Below are 18,145 nucleotides of genomic sequence, written 5' to 3'. Positions count from 1 at the left end.
CTAGAGGCCTTCACGCTCCAACAACTGCCGCTTGCGCTCCACCCCCCAACGATACCCGGACAAGTTGCCGTCACTGCGCACCACGCGGTGGCACGGGATCGCCACCGCCAGACTGTTCGCGCCGCAGGCCTGGGCCACGGCGCGTACCGCTTTCGGTGAGCCGATGCGTTGTGCGATATCGGCGTAACTGGCGGTGCTGCCCACAGGAATTTCCCTCAGGGCTTGCCAGACGCGCTCCTGAAACGCTGTGCCGCGTACATCCAGCGGCAAGTCCAGGCCGATCGCCGGCGCTTCGATAAACCCGACAACCTGGGCGATCAACTGCTCGAACCCGTGATCGGCACCGATCAGATTGGCCCGCCGAAATTTGTCCTGCAGGTCGCACACCAATTGGTGCGGATCATCGCCCAGCAGGATCGCGCACACCCCGCGTGCGCTTTGCGCCACCAGAATCGCCCCCAGGGAACACTCGCCGACGGCAAACCAAATGTCGTTGTTCTGGCCTTCGGCACGGTAGTCGCCGGGTTTCATCCCCAGCAACTGATCCGCTGCCTCATAAAATCGGCTGTTGGAATTGAAACCGGCGTCATACAGGGCATCGGTCACCGAGCCTCCATCGGTCAGGCGTTGGCGGACTTTGCGTGAGCGGTGGGCCGTGGCGTAGCCCTTGGGCGTCAACCCGGTAACGGCTTTAAACACGCGGTGAAAGTGGAAGCTGCTCAATCCCGCGGCGCCGGCCAGTTCACTCAGTGCCGGCAGATGTTCTGCGGACTCGATCTGACGGCATGCGGCAGCCACCGTTGCGGCATGTTGGGCGGCGACGTCACTTTGATCCTTCGCCGCGCGTTTGCTCGGGCGGTAACCGGCCGCCCGGGCTTGCTCGGCCGTATCGAAGAATTCGACATTCTGCGGATTGGGCAAGCGCGCCAGACTGCTGGGGTTGCAATAGATGCCAGTGGTCTTCACTGCATACACAAACTGCCCGTCTGCGCGAGGATCGCGCGCGACGACGGCGACCCAGCGCGGATCGTTTTCGGTGGCGATTTTTGTCGTTTGGCGTGTCATGGCTTCTTGTCCGTTGACCTGTTTGATTCAGCTTAATCAGGCGGCGGAGTCGTCACACTCCGGTGCTTGCGGTCAAATTCGAGGATTCATTCAGCGGTACGGAAAGTGAAGTTGATCCGTTGCTCGCCCATTCGCCGGTGCTGACCTTCCTTGATCGGCAAGACACCGTGATAACGCAAGCGGTCAACGCCGCCCCAGACCACGATATCGCCATGCAACAGTGGCACTCGCTGGCTTTTATCGCTGCGTTCAAACCCGCCGAACAGGAACATCGCCGGTAAGCCCAGGGATACCGAAACGATCGGCGCTGTGTAGTCCGCTTCATCCTTGTCTTGATGCAATGACATTTTGGCGCCGGGGACATAGCGGTTGATCAGGCAGGAATCGGGTACGAAATCAGCAAAACCGGCTTCGCGCGCTGCCGCTTGTGCAAGCGCAAAAAACACCGCGGGCATTACCGGCCAGGGAGCGTCGGTTTGCGGATCATTGCGCGTGTAGCGATAACCGCTGCGGTCGGTGGTCCAGCCCCAGGTGCCGCAACTGCTCATGGCGGCCGACATGGTAAAGCCGCCGGGTGTGACCATTTGCCGAAGCGGTGCGGCGGTCAGAACGGCTTCCAGTTCCGGCAGCAGTTGATCCAGCCAGGGTAGGGCAAAGCCTCTCAGCACGCAGGATTGTTCGCCGATCTGCTCGCGCCGAGGTTGCTGCTCGGGCTCGGCGTCGGCAAACAGGTCAACAGTGGTCGGGCTCATGGGTTCATGACGCATCGTGGAAGATGATTCCAAGGGTATGCCGTTTTCCGCTGTGCAGGCGACTCACCCCGTGCCGCAAGGTGACCCGGTAGTAGCCGCGAACGCCTTTTACCGGCCGTTGGTTGACGGCAAAAATCAGTCCGTCACCTTTCTTCAGGCCCATCACTTGGGGGCGAGACTGCATCCGTGGACGTTGCTCGGTCAGTACAAACTCGCCACCGGTGAAATCTTCGCCGGGCTCTGACAGAAGAATCGCCACTTGCAACGGAAAGACGTGTTCACCGTACAGATCCTGATGCAGGCAGTTGTAGTCCTGTGGCCCATATTGCAGCAATAACGGCGTTGGGCGCTCCTGACCGGCGGCATGACAGCGCTCAAGGAACGCCTCGTGCCGTGGCGGAAAACGGATCGGCAAGTCCATCTGCTCGTGCCAGCGATTGGCAATCGGCACCAGTCGCGGGTAGAGCGTACTGCGCATTCGGCAGACGAGATCCGGTAGCGGGTAGCGGAAATACTTGTACTCGCCGCGGCCAAAGCCGTGACGGGCCATGATGACCTGCGAGCGGAAAGGCTCAGGGTTCGCATAAAGCGCGCTGATGTCGTCGCACGCTTCGACGCTCAGCAATGACCGGATGATGGCGCAGCCATCCTGATCGAGTTGCTGGTACAGGCCGTCCCAGTCGAGTGCATCGAGCGTACGCTCGTTAAACATGTGCTGACTCCTTAACCCAGGGTTGAGGTGGCCAGTCTAGGGAGCGCTGCCGTCGTGAACACTCCGGTGCTTGCGGTCGAATTCAACGGACGGAGCAGACTTCCCGGTTGTCGCTCCGAATCCCGTTACAGCGCTTTGCTGACGCTGATGTCGCTGATGACGTCTTCGCTCTGGCCATGAAGGGCGTCCAGTGCGGCTTTGGCCTCTGCTTCGGTGCCGTTTTCAAGTTGGGCAAATTCGAAGCGGCGTTCGCCGTTGAGTTTGTATTTGATGACGTACTTGGTCGTTTGGGCCACGGTCATATCTGCCTGTGTTCGAGTCGGGGGCTTAGCTCAGCTTCGTGGTAGAGCGGCGGATGATCTTGATCGAGTGAGTCAGGGTCGGCTTGCGGGTCACACTGATTGGCCGACGGTTGACGGTGTCGATGGTGATGTTCCAGAAACCGGTGCTCGGTGCAGTAATGCGGGCCGGGAAGGTGTCGAACGCACCGCCATGATAAGTGTGACGGCCGCCATTCTTGAAGCTGCGAAAATTGGCGTCGTTCATCAAGCGGATGTTGCACGTTTGCGAGCATTGGATGACGACGATGTCGTCTTCGTTGAGGTGCTCGCGCTGGTGGATAAATTTCATGAGGCGCCTCCAGAAGGGCTTTTTCTACAAAATCAAAACGATAGCATGGACGATTGGCGCAGTTTATCAGCCCGAACAGGTTATTATCCGGTCGTCGGGCTCCGCTTTGACAATTAAAAACAGTTATTCGGAATTCTATGAGCGATAAAAGCAGTGGTCCTCGGAGAAAACCAGCATTTGTGCTGTCGGAGGGTCTTTATCGGAGGTTTTGTATGAAGTGGGGTGTGTTGGGCTTGCCGTTGGTGTTGGCGATGAGTGGTTGTGCGAGTGTCTCGGAAATCAACGAGACGCTGCCCACCATGAACGTGATTTCAGGCAAGAAGCCCCATGAGTACGCACAATGCCTGGCCGAGAAACTGGCCAGCAGTCGCGGTGCCCTGCAGGTCGAGCCGCAAGAGAAAGAAGGTGTGCGGGTCATCGTGCCGCAAAAATTCTCCTCAGGCCCGGCCGCCGTATTCGATATCGAAGAACGCTCCAGTGGCAGCAGCATCAAGCTGCATGAGCGCATCTCAAATGTGCCGTTACGCCCCATGGATGTACGCAATGCCGCTACCGCGTGCATTTCCGGCTGATAGAATGGCGACAGTCAGCATCGATGCCGTCAAAGCAACGCTTTGGCGGCATTGTCATTTCTGGAGTCGAGCATGAAGCGAGAGCAGGTACGGGAGCGGCACGCAGAGGGTCAAATTTCTGCTACCCACGTGATTCAGAATCCGGCTGATCCGGGAGAATGGATCGTATTTTTCAAGAAAAGCGCCGGGCGCAGCTACTTTCTGGTGGACGATAACGATGAAGTCGAGTCCTTCAATCGTCTCGACGAGCTGATCGAGACCGTGCGCGGTCTCGGGATCAAATTCGCCGAAATTCACATGTAGGGCAGGGCGCCTTACTTGCAGACCACCACGACGCTGCGGTTTTTGTAGTTGCCTACGTCGACGCCGAGGGTCTTGTCGCTTTCCTTGGTCGAAGGCGTACCGTCGGTGCCGACGATTCGATAGCCGGTGCCGGCGCAGGAGGCATCGGCTTTTTCATAGCAGGTGGCCCAGGAATTGGCTTCGCCGGAGCAGTCGATTGACAGGCCTGTTTCGCCATTGTCCAGGTAAGTCTTCTCCGAAGTGGCACAGCCGCTCAGGGCCAGTATCGCAATCAAAGGCAAAAATCTATTCATGTCGTTGTCGTCGTCAGGATGATGGGGCTTAGCCTGTGACAGCGCCGTAATCAAAAGGTTATAGCGAAAGGCCACTTCGTTTCAGCCAATCACAAAAAAGCCCTGCGTTGCGGCAGGGCTGGGTCATGCCAATTGGCTTCAGATCAGGACTTGTCCTTGCCGCGACGTTTCGGGGCCGGGTGTTCGAGTTCCAGCACGGACGCCACTTCAATGGCCAACGCTTCGGTCGGGAATGGCCCGGCGATGTTTTCGCCGCCGACGCTGTCTACCCACCACTGGCCGTCTTTCGCCTGATTGATCAGGAACCCGTTGACACTTTTTGCTACCGACATCTATCTGCCTCGTTGGCTGGTTCAATTGCGCAATGATAACGCCAAACGCACGCAACGGGTGCTGATAGGCGTATGGTGGTTTCGTTTGATTCGCAGGCGCAGGTCGGAAACTCTGCTATCTATAAGAGGCAGCGCGACCTTCTGCGGAACTATCCGCGAGAATATTTCTCTATGATGGCATCGGTTAGCCAGTGCGGGGCATTGTAAGGTGCACGCCGCCTGATTAGACTGCGCCGAAACTCGTACACACAGCCCTTTCAAGGACTTTTATGATCAAGAAATGCTTGTTCCCAGCAGCCGGTTACGGTACTCGCTTCCTGCCAGCGACTAAAGCCATGCCCAAAGAAATGCTGCCGGTGGTAAACAAGCCACTGATCCAGTACGGCGTCGAAGAAGCACTGGATGCCGGTTTGACCGAAATCTCCATCGTCACTGGTCGTGGCAAGCGCGCCCTGGAAGACCACTTCGACATCAGCTACGAGCTGGAAAACCAAATCAAGGGCACCGACAAAGAGAAATACCTGGTCGGTATCCGCAAACTGCTCGACGAGTGCTCTTTCTCCTACACTCGCCAGACCGAAATGAAAGGCCTGGGTCATGCCATCCTGACCGGTCGTCCGCTGATCGGCGACGAACCGTTCGCCGTGGTGCTGGCGGATGACTTGTGCGTCAACCTCGACGGTGACGGCGTACTGACGCAGATGGTCAAGCTGTACAAACAGTACCGCTGCTCGATCATTGCGATCCAGGAAGTCGATCCGCTGGAAACCAACAAGTATGGCGTGATTGCCGGTGACCTGATTGGTGATGATCTGTACCGTGTTCGCAACATGGTCGAGAAACCAGCCCCGGAAGACGCACCGTCGAACCTGGCAATCATCGGTCGTTACATCCTGACGCCGGACATCTTCGACCTGATCAAGCAAACCGAGCCAGGCAAGGGCGGCGAGATCCAGATCACCGACGCCTTGATGAAGCAGGCGCAAAACGGTTGCGTCATTGCCTACAAATTCAAAGGCAAGCGTTTCGACTGCGGTGGCGCTGAAGGCTACATCGAAGCGACCAACTTCTGCTTCGAGAACTTCTACAAGACGGGCAAGGCTTACTGATAGCGTTTGAGCTGCTTGTACTGAAAAGCCCCGACTTGTTCGGGGTTTTTTTTGGTCGAATCAAAGGTAAATATTTCCGCCAGGAAATACTTTTCCTGTTGCCCGATTGATTGGTCGTTGTCATTAATGAAGCTGATTCAATCTTGGCAAGGGAGTGCCAAAGGTATGGTTCGCGGCTGCATTACTGAATGCCCCCGTGAATTTTCTGGCGGTGACAGGGAGTTTGGCTAATGGCGTTAACAAATGAGGCGATTCATAGCGGAGCAAAATCGAAAAGGTGGCTAGGCCTCAGCGTGCTGATGCTGCCAGTGTTGCTAGTGACCGTTGACAATACGGTGCTTGGATTCGCGTTACCAAAGATTGCCGAGGCCTTGCGTCCGAGTGCTAGCCAGCAGTTGTGGATGATCGATGCATACTCGCTGGTGTTGGCGGGATTGCTGGTGTCGATGGGTAGTCTGGGAGATCGAATTGGTCATCGTAAGTTGTTGCTGGTCGGGTCTTTGGGTTTTGCCATTGTGTCGGTGCTAACCGCGTATTCCGATACCACCACGCAACTCATTACTGGGCGAGCTTTTATGGGCGTTTTCGGTGCGATGCTAATGCCCTCAACGTTGGCGTTGATACGTTCGGTGTTCGAGGATCGAGAAGAGCGCCGACTAGCAGTCGCGATCTGGGCTACGACGTTGACGGTCGGCTCGGCACTCGGTCCTTTGGTGGGCGGGGTGTTGCTGGAATTTTTCAGTTGGGGATCGATTTTCCTGTTGGCGGTGCCCGTGTTGGTGCCACTGCTGGTATTGGGGCCATTGTTGTTGCCCGAATCCGAGCGAGATGTTTCAGGACCGTTGGATCCGATAAGCATCCTGCAATCGATGGTAGCCCTTGGTGCCATCGTTTATGGCATTAAACACAGCGCCAGTAATGCTATCGACTGGACAGCGCTGACAACATTTGCAGTAGGCGCAGTGGCGGGCTGGATGTTTGTGCGTCGACAGTTACGTCTGCCAGTGCCGCTGATGGACCTGAGTCTGTTCCGCAGTGGCACCTTTAGCGGCTCTGTCGCGATCAATTTGATGAGTCTCGCGTTTCTCGTCGGCTTCGTATTCTTTACCACTCAGTTCTTGCAGATCGTTCTTCAGATGTCGCCCTTGAGTGCTAGCCTCGCGTTGGTCCCTGGTCAGATCATGGCGATCCTGGTGGGGATGGCGGTCGTGCCTGTCGCGCAGCGATTACCGGTGCATGTGCTGATACCGATTTTGATGGCGTTTGCTGGAGCGGCGTTTTTGCTGGTCGCCAGCATGGGCAGTAGCCTGACCGTTCTCGTGGTGGCTTTTGCCTTGCTGAACATTGGCGTGGGCGCGATCGCGACGGTGTCCAATGATGTGATTTTGTCAGCCGCACCACCGGCAAAGGCTGGCGCTGCGTCGGCCATTAGCGAAACGGCCTATGAAGTGGGCGTGGTTTTGGGGACGACAGTGCTCGGCGGTCTCGTCACCGCCTACTATCGCGGTGCATTGCAGCTTCCGGGGTTTCTGAGCGAAGTGCAGATGATGCTGGCGAGTGAGACGCTGTCTGGTGCCCATCATGTGGCGGCAGACTTGTCGGGTGATCAGGCAAGAGAATTGATGACTCAAGCGGGAAGGGCATTCGAAGGTGGGATCGGATTGGTTTCGTGGGTGACGTTCGGCTTGGCGCTCATGGCGATTTTGATTGCTTGGCGCACTCTGCAGATACCGAAATGCAATCTGCAGAAGGGCATTGATCGATAGCGAAGATCGGGCCGCGCACCTTACGGCACCAGCATTTCAGCGTAATGCTTGCTCAACGGACGTCTGCGGGTATGCTGTTTGCCTGCCGAGGAGATTGAAAATGGCCTACGATTTTGACCTTTATGTGATTGGCGCCGGTTCCGGCGGTGTGCGAGCGGCGCGTTTTTCGGCCGGTTTTGGTGCGAAAGTGGCCGTGGCCGAGAGTCGCTACCTGGGTGGTACGTGCGTGAACGTTGGCTGCGTGCCGAAGAAGTTGTTGGTCTACGGCGCGCACTTCGCTGAAGACTTCGAGCAATCTTCGGGCTTTGGCTGGACCCCGGGCGAGGCGAAGTTCGATTGGGCGACGCTGATTGCCAACAAGGATCGCGAGATCAATCGCCTGAATGGCATCTATCGCAACCTGCTGGTCAACAGTGGCGTGACCTTGCATGAAGGCCACGCCAAAATCGTCGACCCCAACACCGTCGAGATCAATGGCGAACGCTTCACCGCCAAGAACATCCTGATTGCTACCGGCGGCTGGCCGCAGATCCCGGAGATTCCGGGGCACGAGCATGCGATCAGCTCCAATCAAGCGTTCTTCCTGAAAGAGCTGCCCAAGCGTGTTCTGGTGGTCGGGGGTGGTTACATTGCCGTCGAGTTCGCCGGGATTTTCCATGGCCTGGGCGCCGAAACCACGTTGTTGTATCGCGGTGACTTGTTCCTGCGCGGTTTCGATGGAGCGGTGCGCAAGCACTTGCAGGAAGAGTTGACCAAGCGTGGCATGGACTTGCAATTCAATGCCGACATCGAGCGCATTGAAAAACTCGCCGACGGCAGCCTGAAAGCAACGCTCAAGGACGGTCGTCAGCTGGAAGCCGATTGCGTGTTCTACGCCACCGGACGGCGTCCGATGCTGGATAACCTCGGTCTGGAAAACACCGGGGTCAAACTCGACAAGAAAGGCTTCGTCGAGGTCGATGAGCAATACCAGACCGCCGAGCCATCGATCCTCGCGCTGGGCGATGTGATCGGCCGGGTTCAGCTCACCCCGGTCGCGCTGGCGGAGGGCATGGCCATTGCGCGTCGTTTGTTCAAGCCTGAGCAGTATCGCCCGGTGGATTACAAGATGATCCCGACCGCGGTGTTCAGCTTGCCGAACATCGGCACTGTCGGCCTTACGGAGGAGGAAGCTCGCGAGGCCGGTCATGACGTGGTGATCTTCGAAAGCCGTTTCCGTCCGATGAAGCTGACCCTGACCGAGTGTCAGGAGCGCACACTGATGAAGCTCGTGGTGGACGGCAAAACCGACAAGGTTTTGGGTTGCCACATGGTCGGGCCGGATGCCGGCGAGATCGTGCAAGGTCTGGCGATTGCCTTGAAGGCGGGCGCTACCAAACGCGACTTCGACGAAACCATCGGCGTGCACCCGACAGCCGCCGAAGAGTTCGTCACCATGCGTACGCCGGTCGCGGGTTAATCGGCCTTGGCGGCGTCTGGCGCTGTCGCAATGACTGCTGCCAGGCGCACGCTTTCATCGAGGCTCGCCTGAGTCTTCACCAGTTCGATTTCCAGCGCCTTGTTTATCTGCGACTGCTCATCGACGTTCTGCTTCAGCGACTGGCTCTCCAGCAGCGCTGCGCGCAAGCGTTCCTGGAGGAGTGTGCGTTCGCTGTCGATTCGATTGACCTGTTCCAGCAGTTGATCCTGACGGCTATGGGTGTGCTTGAGCTGTTCCTGCAGCAAGCTCAACTCGCGTAACGTGCCGCGGTTTTCGGTGAGCAGGCGCTCGTTGTCGCGGTGCAACTGAGTGATTTCGTCCTGGCGCACCAGGGCGCTTTGCTGAGCCTGGCGCAACTCCATCTGAATCTGCTGCACCTGACCTTCGTGGCGGCTTTGGTCCTGCTCGCGCTGCTCTTTGACGGCGTTGCGGTAGTGTTCCAATGCGTCACGAGCATGCAGGTGTTTTTCTTCGAGGGAGTGGATCTGCTCGTCCTTGTCCTGCAAGCGCAACTCAAAATCGGCTAGCGCCTGGTTCATTCCGGCGTTGCGGGTTTGCTCGGTCTGCAGCATTGAGAGGGTGTTTTGCAGGGTGTCGGATTCCTGCGTCAGCGCCAGGGTTTGAATCTCGTACTGCTGCTGCAATTCGCTGTTGGCTTCCTGGGCTTTCGTCAGCTGGCTTTCGAGGTCTTTTCGTTGCTGTTCGAACTGCGCGCGTGCCTGATCGATGGGTTCTTGCGCCTGCTCTTTGAGGCGCTGAGCCAAGCGTGAAACCAGCCCTGCCAACTCGTCATCGATGGGCTCGGAGGAGGGGGCGGCGGTTTCAGCGCCGTCGTCCAGCTCCTTCAGATAGCGGTGGATGGTGGTTTTCGAGCCAGTATTGCCCATCTCGATCCGTACTGCGTCGATGCTGGGGTTTTCACCGCGAGCCAGAATTGCCAAGCGTGCCGCTTGCACCACTGCTTTGTTTACACCGCCGCGTGCCATGAACTCTCCTACGATTTCGTACTGTGGTACATACCACTAAAGTACATAATGTACCACGCTAGCAATTAACTTTAAATACGTGAAGTATTCATGCGGGATATACTGGTATTACCCCGTGTGATGCACGCTGGCGCGGCTTTTCAGCCCAGAAAAAGTACGACTTCGAGAAGTAAGCCCATGAGCGATCTGGATCGTTACCTGCAAGCCGCAACGCGCGACAACACTCGTCGCAGCTATCGCGCGGCCATCGAGCATTTCGAAGTCGGTTGGGGCGGGTTTCTGCCGGCCACTGCCGACAGCGTTGCGCGCTACCTGGTGGCGTATGCGGGTGAGTTATCGATCAATACGTTGAAGCTGCGGTTGTCGGCGCTGGCGCAGTGGCATAACAGCCAAGGGTTTGCCGATCCGACCAAGGCACCTGTCGTGCGCAAAGTCTTCAAAGGCATTCGCGCACTGCACCCGGCGCAGGAAAAGCAAGCCGAGCCATTGCAGCTTCAGCATCTGGAACAAGTGGTGGCCTGGCTTGAACAGGAAGCGCTCACCGCGAAATCAGAAAACGACCGACCGGCGCTGCTGCGGGCACGACGTGACACGGCGTTGATCCTGCTGGGCTTCTGGCGCGGTTTCCGTAGCGACGAGTTGTGCCGCGTACAGATTGAGCACGTTCAGGCCAGCGCCGGTTCAGGCATCACCTTGTTCCTGCCACGTAGCAAGAGCGACCGCGACAACCTGGGCAAGACCTACCAGACACCGGCATTGCAGCGATTGTGTCCGGTACAGGCATACATCGCCTGGCTGACCGAAGCGGCATTGGTCCGCGGGCCGGTGTTCCGTGGTATCGACCGCTGGGGCAATCTGGGTGAAGAGGGCTTGCACGCCAATAGCGTCATCCCGTTATTGCGTCAGGCACTGGAGCGCGCCGGCATTCCGGCCGAGCACTACACCAGCCATTCGTTGCGACGCGGTTTTGCCACGTGGGCCCATCAAAGCGGTTGGGATTTGAAGTCGTTGATGGGTTACGTCGGCTGGAAGGATATGAAGTCGGCCATGCGCTACGTGGAAGCCAGCCCTTTTCTGGGGATGGCGCGGATTTCGGAAAAGCCGCTGGCGCCCTAGATACCGTTTCCTTCTATTAATACTGCCTGCTAATAGCGAAAACCAATCAGTAGCATGAGGTTTGCCAATGAGCCATCCGTCCGTCGAGTGGGTAGAGTTCACTCCATCAACTTCTTAACCCCTGACGGAGAGTCAACGATGCCTATCATCAACAGCCAAGTTAAACCGTTCAAAGCTACCGCTTACAAAAATGGCGACTTCGTACAAGTGTCGGACGCTGACCTGAAAGGCAAGTGGTCTGTCGTGTTCTTCTACCCAGCCGACTTCACCTTCGTTTGCCCGACCGAACTGGAAGACCTGGCTGACAACTACGACGCGTTCCAGAAACTGGGCGTCGAGATCTACAGCGTTTCCACTGACACCCACTTTGCTCACGCTGCCTGGCACAACACTTCGCCAGCCATCGGCAAAATCCAGTACACCATGATCGGCGACCCGACCCATGCTATCTCCCGCAACTTCGACGTACTGATCGAAGAAGCCGGTCTGGCTGACCGTGGCACCTTCGTGATCAACCCTGAAGGCCAGATCAAAATCGTTGAGCTGAACGATGGCGGCGTTGGCCGTGACGCTTCCGAGCTGCTGCGCAAAATCAAGGCTGCTCAGTACGTCGCTGCTCACCCAGGCCAGGTTTGCCCAGCCAAGTGGAAAGAAGGCGAGGCCACTCTGGCTCCGTCCCTCGACTTGGTCGGCAAGATCTAAGTCTGTGAAAGCATCATCAGGGCGGGTTTCCGCACCTAAGTAAGCTGCAACCGCCCAATAGAAAAGCCCGGGCGAGATTCGCTCGGGCTTTTTTTCGCCTCAAGAAAATCAAGGAAATCGCCCGTATGTTGGACGCCAATCTTAAAGCCCAGTTGAAATCGTACCTGGAACGGGTCACCCAGCCGATCGAGATCGTTGCATCCCTCGACGACGGTGCGAAATCCCAGGAAATGCTCGAACTGCTGAAAGACGTTGCCAGTCTTTCCAGTCAGATTACCCTGCTCGATAACGGTGACGACGCACGCAAGCCATCGTTCTCGATCAACCGCCCGGGTGCCGACATCAGTCTGCGTTTCGCCGGCATCCCGATGGGCCACGAATTCACCTCGCTGGTGCTGGCCTTGCTGCAAGTCGGCGGCCACCCCTCGAAAGCCAGCGCGGAAGTGATCGAACAGATCCGTTCGCTCAAAGGTCAGTTCAGCTTCGAGACTTATTTCTCGCTGTCCTGCCAGAACTGCCCGGACGTCGTTCAGGCGCTGAATCTGATGGCCGTGCTCAACCCGAACATCCGCCATGTCGCCATCGACGGCGCATTGTTCCAGGCCGAAGTCGATGATCGCAAGATCATGGCCGTGCCAAGCATTTACCTGAATGGCGAGATTTTCGGCCAGGGCCGCATGGGCCTGGAAGAAATCCTCGCCAAGATCGACACCAGCGGCGCTGAACGCCAGGCCGAGAAAATCAGCGCCAAAGAAGCCTTTGACGTATTGGTTGTCGGTGGTGGTCCGGCCGGTGCTTCGGCGGCGATCTACGCGGCCCGTAAAGGCATTCGCACCGGTGTGGCGGCTGAACGTTTTGGTGGGCAGGTGCTGGACACCATGGCCATCGAGAACTTCATCTCCGTGCAGGAGACCGAAGGGCCGAAGCTGGCCAGCGCACTCGAAGAACACGTCAAGCAATACGACGTGGATATCATGAACCTGCAACGGGCCACCGCGCTGATCCCGGCGAAGAATCCCGGCGAGTTGCACGAGGTTCGCTTCGACAGTGGCGCCACCCTAAAGACCAAAGCGCTGATCCTCGCAACGGGTGCGCGGTGGCGTGAAATGGGTGTGCCGGGCGAGCAGGAATACAAAGCCAAAGGCGTGTGTTTCTGCCCGCACTGTGACGGCCCGCTGTTCAAAGGCAAGCGCGTAGCGGTAATCGGCGGGGGTAACTCCGGCGTTGAAGCGGCGATCGATCTGGCCGGTATTGTCAGTCACGTCACGCTGCTGGAATTTGATAGCAAGCTGCGCGCCGATGCGGTGCTGCAACGCAAGTTGTTCAGCCTGCCCAACGTCGATGTCATCACCAGCGCACTGACCAGTGAAGTGAAGGGCGACGGCCAGAAGGTGACCGGTCTGGTCTATAAAGATCGCGATTCGGGTGAGTTCAACACGGTGAACCTTGAAGGTATCTTCGTGCAGATCGGTCTGCTGCCGAACACCGACTGGCTAAAAGGCACCATCGAGTTGTCGCCGCGTGGCGAGATTATTGTCGATGCGCGTGGTGAAACTTCGATGCCGGGCGTGTTCGCTGCCGGTGACGTGACGACTGTGCCGTACAAGCAGATCGTGATTGCGGTAGGCGAGGGCGCCAAGGCTTCCCTGAGTGCCTTCGATCACCTGATCCGGACCTCGGCCCCGGCCTGATTTTACCAACGCTGAAACACAAAACCCCATGAGTGATCATGGGGTTTTTTTGTATGCGCAGCAGATCTCTGTAGGAGCCGGCTTGCTGGCTCCTACAGGACGATGTTGTGTTTCAGAGCGGGGCTGGCTGAATGATCTCGACCCAGTAAGCATCCGGGTCCTTGATGAACGCCAGGCTCTTCATGCGGCCGTCGTTCAGGCGCTTCTGGAAATCGCAGCCCAGCGCTTCGAAGCGTTCGCACGCAGCGACGATGTCGGGCACCGAGATGCAGATGTGGCCGAAACCGCGCGGGTCGGTGTTGCCGTTGTGGTAAGCGAAATCCGCATCGTTTTCGGTGCCGTGGTTGTGGGTCAGCTCGAGGATGCCGGGGATCGATTTCATCCATTCAGTGCGGGCTGCGGCATCGGCCGGGATCTGGTTTTTATCGACCAGCGCCAGGAAATACAGGCTGAACTCGGCTTCCGGGAAGTCGCGTTTTTCCACCAGCGAGAAACCCAGGACCCGCGTGTAGAAATCCAGGGACTTGGTGATGTCCTTGACCCGCAGCATCGTGTGGTTGAAGACGAAGTTCTGCGTCGCGGTGTCAGGTTGGGCGGTGACGCCTGGGAAGGTGTTCAATTCGTGCAGGCTCATGGGCCCTCCGGAAAATAAGTGGGGCTAACGAATGGCGCCAATGATACGCAAGGGCGCAGGCATCACCAAACCCGAACCGTCAGCTATTGCCTGACAGACGGGCGAGGCTCAGACTTTATCGCTCAATCCGTGAGTGTTCATTGCAATGATCCGATCCTGTAAAACGCTGTTCGTTCTGATTTTCTGGCTGTCAGGTGTTGCAGGTGCTCATGCTGATGCGCCGGTCGTGACCTGGCCGGATGGTTGGGTCGTTGAATCGACCCCGCCAGATCAGGCCGCGCCTCAGGTGTCCCGGCAGCGCGCGGTGAAAAACGATCAAGGCGGTGCACCGTTGATGGTCATGGAGTTGACCATGACGCCAGTGGAAAGCGGTCATCAGGTCAATTTGCAAGGCGTGTTGCTGGAGATGCGCAAGGCCGTGCAGAAGGACTTCTTTCAGGGCGGCTATCAAAGCGTGTGCAACAAAATCCATCCGGCAACGTTGAGCCGCTTGGCGGCACTGGAAACGACCTGCACGATTACGCAGAACGGGCGGCATGTGCTCTCGCAAACATTGGTCGCGGCGGTGGATGCCGATAAGGCTTATGTTCTTTCGTACGCAGGGCAGGCGGAGGCTTATAAGGCCAGTCAGGAGGAAATAGAGCGTGCTCGCAACAGCTTGAAACTTTAATTGACGCCAAAAATCTCCAGCTCGGCCCGTAATCTTTAGATACCTAAACGGATTAAGCACAAAGTTATTTGGCAAGTAGCGAGTGGATCGATTCAAATCGTTGCATTTAGAGGGTATCCATGAAAAAGCCCTGCAATTGCAGGGCTTTTTTTTTCACCGCGAGTGATTAGCCGCGCAGCCAGGAGTCAACGGTGGAAGCGCCGTATTGTTCCTTCCAGGCTTTCAGGCCGCGGTGATTGCCGCCCTTGGTTTCAATCAGTTCGCCGGTGTGCGGATTCTGATAAACCTTGACCACGCGAGCGCGGCGGGTTTTAGGCGCGGCGCTCTGTTGCAGGCCGGATTTTGCCGGGTTCGGATCGAGAATGGCGATGATGTCGCGCAGGCTCTTGCCGTAGGTTTTCATCAGCCCCTGGAGCTTTTCTTCGAATTCGATTTCTTTCTTGAGCCCGGCATCGTTCTTCAGGGATTCCAGCTGCTTGAGCTGCTCTTGAAGGGCCTTTTCAGCTGCACGAAATTCAGCGAGTCTGGACAATATCTTTACTCCAATAGTGTGTTTGGCTGATACCAACCGCAAACAAAGCTATAAGCCAGGAGCCTTGTAGCGACTCGGTGATAATGGCTCACCTGCTAATTCAGCGCAGGCACGAAAAATTGTAGTAGTTAATGGGCAAAGAGTAAATCCTGACTTTTTCTTCATGTAACGAGAGTAGTCTTTTGATTCAATTTGGTGCGCAGCCCTGTTGCCCGTCGCTTAATGCCGTAAGTTAATGGTGACTTAATGCATTAATGAAGTCTGCACCGGACATCGGCCGACCGAACAGATAGCCTTGCAGAAAGTTCACGCCATGGGCGGTGAGGTAATCACTTTGCTCTTCGGTTTCCACGCCTTCGGCGACAATGCCCAGATCGAGCTTGGCCGAGAGCTCGATGATGGTATCCAGAATATGCCGGGAGAGGGCGTCCGCGCCGATCATGGCGACAAAGCTCTGGTCGATTTTCAGGAAGTCGACATTGAACTGGCGCAGATAACCCAAGCTTGAATGACCGGTGCCGAAGTCGTCGATGGCGATCATCACGCCGAGCTCATGAAGTTGCTCGAACAGCTGAAGCGTGATGGCGGTGGGTTCGATGAGCTCTCGCTCAGTGAGTTCCAGCACCAGGCTGATGGCGCCGGGCGCGAAGGCGGCGAGGAACTCTCGGCAATCGGCGACCAGTTCAAGGTCCTTGCAGTGGCTGGCGGTGATGTTGATGCCGACGTGAAATGGCGCATCGAATGTCGCCGAATGCGGCGCCAGGAGGGCGGCGGTTTGCTGCATCAACGAGCGGGTCATCGGCACGATCAACCCGGAGTGTTCGGCAAACGGGATGAACAGATCCGGACGTACCAGGCCTTCCTTGGGATGGTTCCAGCGCATCAGGACTTCGGCGCCCGACCACTTTTTGCTGTCGCCATGAACCACGGGTTGAAAATACGGAACGAATTCCGCCGCTTCCAGGGCTCGTTGCATTTCATGACTGGGCGACGACGAGCGCTTCTGCAAAACATGGCCGATGAAGCCGGAAACCACGCCGAAAAAGATCAGCAGACTGAACAGTGAAGGATATTCGCTACTCATGTAACGCCAGGTTTCTCCTTCGGGGAAACCGGCCTCCACGCTAAACGCATAACGTGAGGACGTCAGCGTGCTCTGCGCGACGGGTAAAGCGAGCAGGGCGTCGTTGTGGAACTGACCGTCAGCGGACAACCAACTGGAGCCGACTTGCAGTAACAGCACCGTCTTGCCACCGATCATGCGCAACACGTTACTCAGGTGATAACCGTCCAGGGTGCTTAACGCGCCCTGTTTTCCTTCGCCCAGCCGATACACCAGTAAGGCGGTATCGGGGGTGACCAGATTGCCTTTCATCAGCAACAACTGTCCTTGGGTGTAATCCCCGGCATCGATTTTTTCGTGATAATCCCCAAACAGCGAACTGCAATAAATCGTGTTGTCCCACACCAGATTGGTCGAGCGCACGAATGGGCGGCGAGTCACTTGCTCGCGTAACGCCAGGTTGACGTCGATGCAACTTTGCCCGGCCAGCGGTAGCAACTCGCGTGCGGCCTGGGCGGTGTTGTCGAGCATCAACTCGAACTGGCGAACAGCTTCTTCGGCCGTCTGCTCGGTACTGTGCTTGAGCGCGCGTTCCGCCTGCATATAAAGAATGGCGAACCCCAGTAACATCGGGAGCAAACCACTCAATACAGTGACAACAATCCGCTTGCCGCGTTGGCGGCGGGTTTTTACAGTCAGGGGCATTTGCGAAACCTGTAGCGATGAAATAGGGCTCTCAAATGCAGGCAGGACAACGGCAAGCCTCCCCAAAAGAGTTCGGTCAGAAGCCATGATAGTTGGGCTTTGTAGCTTATGCCGCTCATCGGTAGGCCAAATTTGCGGCCAGTTTGATAAAGGCCAGTGCCGCTGGTGAACTCTGGCGTTGATCGAGTACGGCCAGACCGACCTGGCGTGCGATCGCCGGCGACAGAGGTTTTTTCAGGTAACGGTCGTCGTGATACGCGGGCAACGAGCCTTCGGCGACCACGGTCAAGGCATCGCCCCGGCCAACGGTATCCAGTGTGCTGAGTAGCTGCGAGCAGCGATAACGGATGTTGGGCGTCAACCGCGCGGCACTGAACAGGCGGGAAACCAGCTCCGAAGAGCCGGCTTCGGTCAGCACGAAAGGGTCGTGACACAAATCGCTCAGGGTCAGGCTGGCGCGAGCCGCCAGCGGATGATTGGCGGGCAGCAAAGCGACCATCTGGTCTTCAAACAGCGCAACGGTATCGAAGCGTTCTTCAGGCAACACCACGAAGCCGATGTCGATGCGCCGCTCTTCCAGCCACTGGATCACCTGCCGGTCGGGGCCTTCATCAATGTGCACCTCGATGCCGGGGTGAGCGGCGCGGTAGTGCTGCAGGATCGTCGGCAACAACTTGATCGACGAGGTCGGGCCGAACGAGCCGATGCGCAATGTGCCGCGTTTCATGCCCCGAGCATCTGCCGCTTCCTGGCGCAAAGTGTTGGCCAACCCGAGCATTGCCCGGGCGCGCAGTAACAGCTGTTGGCCGATGTCGCTGAGTTCGACCTGAGACTGATGCCGGCGTAGCAGCTCGACGCCCAATTCCTGTTCCAGCGACTTGAGGGCGTGGGACACCGCGGATTGAGAAATACCCAGACGATTGGCCGCCGCCGTAAAGCCGTGCAGCTCGGCGACGAGCGAGAAGATCTCCAGTTGAGTAAGGGTCATGAGTTTTTACTCATTTTACGATGATCAAGTATTAACGGAATGAT

Annotated in this window: 21 protein-coding genes; 9 read left to right on the top strand and 12 right to left on the bottom strand. The window is 57.3% G+C overall.

Going from position 1 to position 18,145, the window contains the following annotated elements; translation table 11 throughout:
* From ada to F8N43_RS07200, 5 genes are all read right to left on the bottom strand, one after another.
* Nucleotides 1-1,065 carry a bifunctional DNA-binding transcriptional regulator/O6-methylguanine-DNA methyltransferase Ada gene (ada, locus tag F8N43_RS07215; RefSeq protein WP_150653478.1) on the bottom strand — a complete coding sequence of 355 codons (1,065 nt, stop codon included), beginning with the start codon at nt 1,063-1,065 and terminating at the stop codon, nt 1-3.
* Nucleotides 1,066-1,151: 86 nt separating this feature from the next.
* Complete coding sequence (gene alkB, locus F8N43_RS07210) at nt 1,152-1,832, bottom strand: DNA oxidative demethylase AlkB (RefSeq protein ID WP_150639042.1); 681 nt, start codon at nt 1,830-1,832, stop codon at nt 1,152-1,154.
* The gene (locus F8N43_RS07205) at nt 1,822-2,529 is read right to left on the bottom strand and encodes a 2OG-Fe(II) oxygenase (RefSeq protein WP_150653477.1); all 708 of its coding nucleotides are present in this window, start codon (nt 2,527-2,529) and stop codon (nt 1,822-1,824) included. The genes alkB and F8N43_RS07205 overlap by 11 nt, the downstream gene beginning before the upstream one ends.
* Nucleotides 2,530-2,654: 125 nt before the next feature.
* Nucleotides 2,655-2,831 carry a hypothetical protein gene (locus F8N43_RS29315; RefSeq protein WP_191623635.1) on the bottom strand — a complete coding sequence of 59 codons (177 nt, stop codon included), beginning with the start codon at nt 2,829-2,831 and terminating at the stop codon, nt 2,655-2,657.
* 25 nt (nt 2,832-2,856) lie between these two features.
* Nucleotides 2,857-3,159, bottom strand: a complete 303-nt coding sequence (locus F8N43_RS07200) for a DUF1883 domain-containing protein (protein ID WP_150581206.1) — start codon at nt 3,157-3,159, stop codon at nt 2,857-2,859.
* A 212-nt stretch (nt 3,160-3,371) separates the two neighbouring features.
* Between F8N43_RS07200 and F8N43_RS07195 the strand changes: the two genes are divergently transcribed.
* Nucleotides 3,372-3,731 carry a hypothetical protein gene (locus F8N43_RS07195; protein ID WP_150629860.1) on the top strand — a complete coding sequence of 120 codons (360 nt, stop codon included), beginning with the start codon at nt 3,372-3,374 and terminating at the stop codon, nt 3,729-3,731.
* Nucleotides 3,732-3,803: 72 nt separating this feature from the next.
* Nucleotides 3,804-4,034: a hypothetical protein gene (locus F8N43_RS07190; RefSeq protein WP_150629858.1), complete on the top strand. Its 231-nt coding sequence runs from the start codon at nt 3,804-3,806 to the stop codon at nt 4,032-4,034.
* Nucleotides 4,035-4,045: 11 nt separating this feature from the next.
* On the opposite strand, the gene F8N43_RS07185 is transcribed toward F8N43_RS07190, so the two are convergent.
* Together F8N43_RS07185 and F8N43_RS07180 are read right to left on the bottom strand one after the other, a co-directional pair.
* A complete protein-coding gene (locus F8N43_RS07185) occupies nt 4,046-4,327 on the bottom strand; it encodes a hypothetical protein (RefSeq protein ID WP_150629856.1) in 282 nt (93 codons plus the stop codon).
* Nucleotides 4,328-4,470: 143 nt separating this feature from the next.
* Nucleotides 4,471-4,659: a hypothetical protein gene (locus tag F8N43_RS07180; RefSeq protein WP_084323334.1), complete on the bottom strand. Its 189-nt coding sequence runs from the start codon at nt 4,657-4,659 to the stop codon at nt 4,471-4,473.
* A 269-nt stretch (nt 4,660-4,928) separates the two neighbouring features.
* On the opposite strand from F8N43_RS07180, the gene galU reads away from it, so the two are divergent.
* The 3 genes from galU (at nt 4,929) to gorA (ending at nt 8,993) form a co-directional block, all read left to right on the top strand.
* Nucleotides 4,929-5,768, top strand: coding sequence for a UTP--glucose-1-phosphate uridylyltransferase GalU (gene galU, locus F8N43_RS07175; protein WP_054050566.1), 840 nt, complete (start codon nt 4,929-4,931; stop codon nt 5,766-5,768).
* Between the two features lie 230 nt (nt 5,769-5,998).
* Nucleotides 5,999-7,534, top strand: coding sequence for an MFS transporter (locus tag F8N43_RS07170; RefSeq protein ID WP_150653476.1), 1,536 nt, complete (start codon nt 5,999-6,001; stop codon nt 7,532-7,534).
* A 100-nt stretch (nt 7,535-7,634) separates the two neighbouring features.
* Nucleotides 7,635-8,993, top strand: coding sequence for a glutathione-disulfide reductase (gene gorA / locus F8N43_RS07165; RefSeq protein WP_150653475.1), 1,359 nt, complete (start codon nt 7,635-7,637; stop codon nt 8,991-8,993).
* Here gorA and F8N43_RS07160 read toward each other — a convergent pair.
* Complete coding sequence (locus F8N43_RS07160) at nt 8,990-10,000, bottom strand: DNA-binding protein (protein WP_150653474.1); 1,011 nt, start codon at nt 9,998-10,000, stop codon at nt 8,990-8,992. The two genes, gorA and F8N43_RS07160, sit on opposite strands and share 4 nt — an antisense overlap.
* 177 nt (nt 10,001-10,177) lie before the next feature.
* Between F8N43_RS07160 and F8N43_RS07155 the strand changes: the two genes are divergently transcribed.
* The 3 genes from F8N43_RS07155 to ahpF all read left to right on the top strand — a co-directional run bounded on the left by F8N43_RS07155 (nt 10,178) and on the right by ahpF (nt 13,509).
* Nucleotides 10,178-11,116: a site-specific integrase gene (locus F8N43_RS07155; protein ID WP_150629850.1), complete on the top strand. Its 939-nt coding sequence runs from the start codon at nt 10,178-10,180 to the stop codon at nt 11,114-11,116.
* Nucleotides 11,117-11,254: 138 nt separating this feature from the next.
* Nucleotides 11,255-11,818, top strand: coding sequence for an alkyl hydroperoxide reductase subunit C (gene ahpC, locus F8N43_RS07150; protein ID WP_008155117.1), 564 nt, complete (start codon nt 11,255-11,257; stop codon nt 11,816-11,818).
* Nucleotides 11,819-11,943: 125 nt separating this feature from the next.
* Nucleotides 11,944-13,509, top strand: a complete 1,566-nt coding sequence (gene ahpF, locus F8N43_RS07145; RefSeq protein ID WP_150629848.1) for an alkyl hydroperoxide reductase subunit F — start codon at nt 11,944-11,946, stop codon at nt 13,507-13,509.
* A 112-nt stretch (nt 13,510-13,621) separates the two neighbouring features.
* Here ahpF and gloA read toward each other — a convergent pair whose 3' ends face one another.
* Nucleotides 13,622-14,143 (bottom strand): lactoylglutathione lyase, encoded by a 522-nt coding sequence (gene gloA, locus F8N43_RS07140; protein WP_150639039.1) that lies wholly within the window; start codon nt 14,141-14,143, stop codon nt 13,622-13,624.
* A 145-nt stretch (nt 14,144-14,288) separates the two neighbouring features.
* On the opposite strand from gloA, the gene F8N43_RS07135 reads away from it, so the two are divergent.
* Nucleotides 14,289-14,813 carry a DUF4946 domain-containing protein gene (locus F8N43_RS07135; RefSeq protein ID WP_150639038.1) on the top strand — a complete coding sequence of 175 codons (525 nt, stop codon included), beginning with the start codon at nt 14,289-14,291 and terminating at the stop codon, nt 14,811-14,813.
* Nucleotides 14,814-14,979: 166 nt separating this feature from the next.
* On the opposite strand, the gene F8N43_RS07130 is transcribed toward F8N43_RS07135, so the two are convergent.
* The 3 genes from F8N43_RS07130 to F8N43_RS07120 form a co-directional block, all read right to left on the bottom strand.
* Nucleotides 14,980-15,345: a histone-like nucleoid-structuring protein, MvaT/MvaU family gene (locus F8N43_RS07130; protein WP_150629842.1), complete on the bottom strand. Its 366-nt coding sequence runs from the start codon at nt 15,343-15,345 to the stop codon at nt 14,980-14,982.
* Nucleotides 15,346-15,577: 232 nt separating this feature from the next.
* Nucleotides 15,578-17,113, bottom strand: coding sequence for an EAL domain-containing protein (locus F8N43_RS07125; protein WP_150653473.1), 1,536 nt, complete (start codon nt 17,111-17,113; stop codon nt 15,578-15,580).
* 115 nt (nt 17,114-17,228) lie between these two features.
* Nucleotides 17,229-18,101 (bottom strand): LysR family transcriptional regulator, encoded by an 873-nt coding sequence (locus F8N43_RS07120; RefSeq protein WP_150629838.1) that lies wholly within the window; start codon nt 18,099-18,101, stop codon nt 17,229-17,231.
* Nucleotides 18,102-18,145: the final 44 nt, after the last annotated feature.

The organism is Pseudomonas fluorescens (assembly GCF_902498065.1).
In the GTDB taxonomy this organism is placed as follows: Bacteria; Pseudomonadota; Gammaproteobacteria; order Pseudomonadales; family Pseudomonadaceae; genus Aquipseudomonas; species Aquipseudomonas fluorescens_BJ.
The sequence above is the reverse complement of the archived record's forward strand: the minus strand, read 5'-3'. Positions and strand labels throughout refer to the sequence as shown.

Excerpts from the sequence above, each read along its gene's own strand:
- gloA (WP_150639039.1), bottom strand. The coding sequence starts at position 14,143 with ATGAGCCTGCACGAATTGAACACCTTCCCAGGCGTCACCGCCCAACCT.
- F8N43_RS07200 (WP_150581206.1), bottom strand. The coding sequence starts at position 3,159 with ATGAAATTTATCCACCAGCGCGAGCACCTCAACGAAGACGACATCGTC.
- F8N43_RS07190 (WP_150629858.1), top strand. The coding sequence starts at position 3,804 with ATGAAGCGAGAGCAGGTACGGGAGCGGCACGCAGAGGGTCAAATTTCT.
- F8N43_RS07180 (WP_084323334.1), bottom strand. The coding sequence starts at position 4,659 with ATGTCGGTAGCAAAAAGTGTCAACGGGTTCCTGATCAATCAGGCGAAA.
- ahpC (WP_008155117.1), top strand. The coding sequence starts at position 11,255 with ATGCCTATCATCAACAGCCAAGTTAAACCGTTCAAAGCTACCGCTTAC.
- F8N43_RS29315 (WP_191623635.1), bottom strand. The coding sequence starts at position 2,831 with ATGACCGTGGCCCAAACGACCAAGTACGTCATCAAATACAAACTCAAC.
- F8N43_RS07195 (WP_150629860.1), top strand. The coding sequence starts at position 3,372 with ATGAAGTGGGGTGTGTTGGGCTTGCCGTTGGTGTTGGCGATGAGTGGT.
- F8N43_RS07205 (WP_150653477.1), bottom strand. The coding sequence starts at position 2,529 with ATGTTTAACGAGCGTACGCTCGATGCACTCGACTGGGACGGCCTGTAC.
- ada (WP_150653478.1), bottom strand. The coding sequence starts at position 1,065 with ATGACACGCCAAACGACAAAAATCGCCACCGAAAACGATCCGCGCTGG.
- alkB (WP_150639042.1), bottom strand. The coding sequence starts at position 1,832 with ATGCGTCATGAACCCATGAGCCCGACCACTGTTGACCTGTTTGCCGAC.
- F8N43_RS07120 (WP_150629838.1), bottom strand. The coding sequence starts at position 18,101 with ATGACCCTTACTCAACTGGAGATCTTCTCGCTCGTCGCCGAGCTGCAC.
- F8N43_RS07185 (WP_150629856.1), bottom strand. The coding sequence starts at position 4,327 with ATGAATAGATTTTTGCCTTTGATTGCGATACTGGCCCTGAGCGGCTGT.
- gorA (WP_150653475.1), top strand. The coding sequence starts at position 7,635 with ATGGCCTACGATTTTGACCTTTATGTGATTGGCGCCGGTTCCGGCGGT.
- F8N43_RS07135 (WP_150639038.1), top strand. The coding sequence starts at position 14,289 with ATGATCCGATCCTGTAAAACGCTGTTCGTTCTGATTTTCTGGCTGTCA.
- galU (WP_054050566.1), top strand. The coding sequence starts at position 4,929 with ATGATCAAGAAATGCTTGTTCCCAGCAGCCGGTTACGGTACTCGCTTC.
- F8N43_RS07160 (WP_150653474.1), bottom strand. The coding sequence starts at position 10,000 with ATGGCACGCGGCGGTGTAAACAAAGCAGTGGTGCAAGCGGCACGCTTG.
- F8N43_RS07125 (WP_150653473.1), bottom strand. The coding sequence starts at position 17,113 with ATGCCCCTGACTGTAAAAACCCGCCGCCAACGCGGCAAGCGGATTGTT.
- F8N43_RS07170 (WP_150653476.1), top strand. The coding sequence starts at position 5,999 with ATGGCGTTAACAAATGAGGCGATTCATAGCGGAGCAAAATCGAAAAGG.
- ahpF (WP_150629848.1), top strand. The coding sequence starts at position 11,944 with ATGTTGGACGCCAATCTTAAAGCCCAGTTGAAATCGTACCTGGAACGG.
- F8N43_RS07155 (WP_150629850.1), top strand. The coding sequence starts at position 10,178 with ATGAGCGATCTGGATCGTTACCTGCAAGCCGCAACGCGCGACAACACT.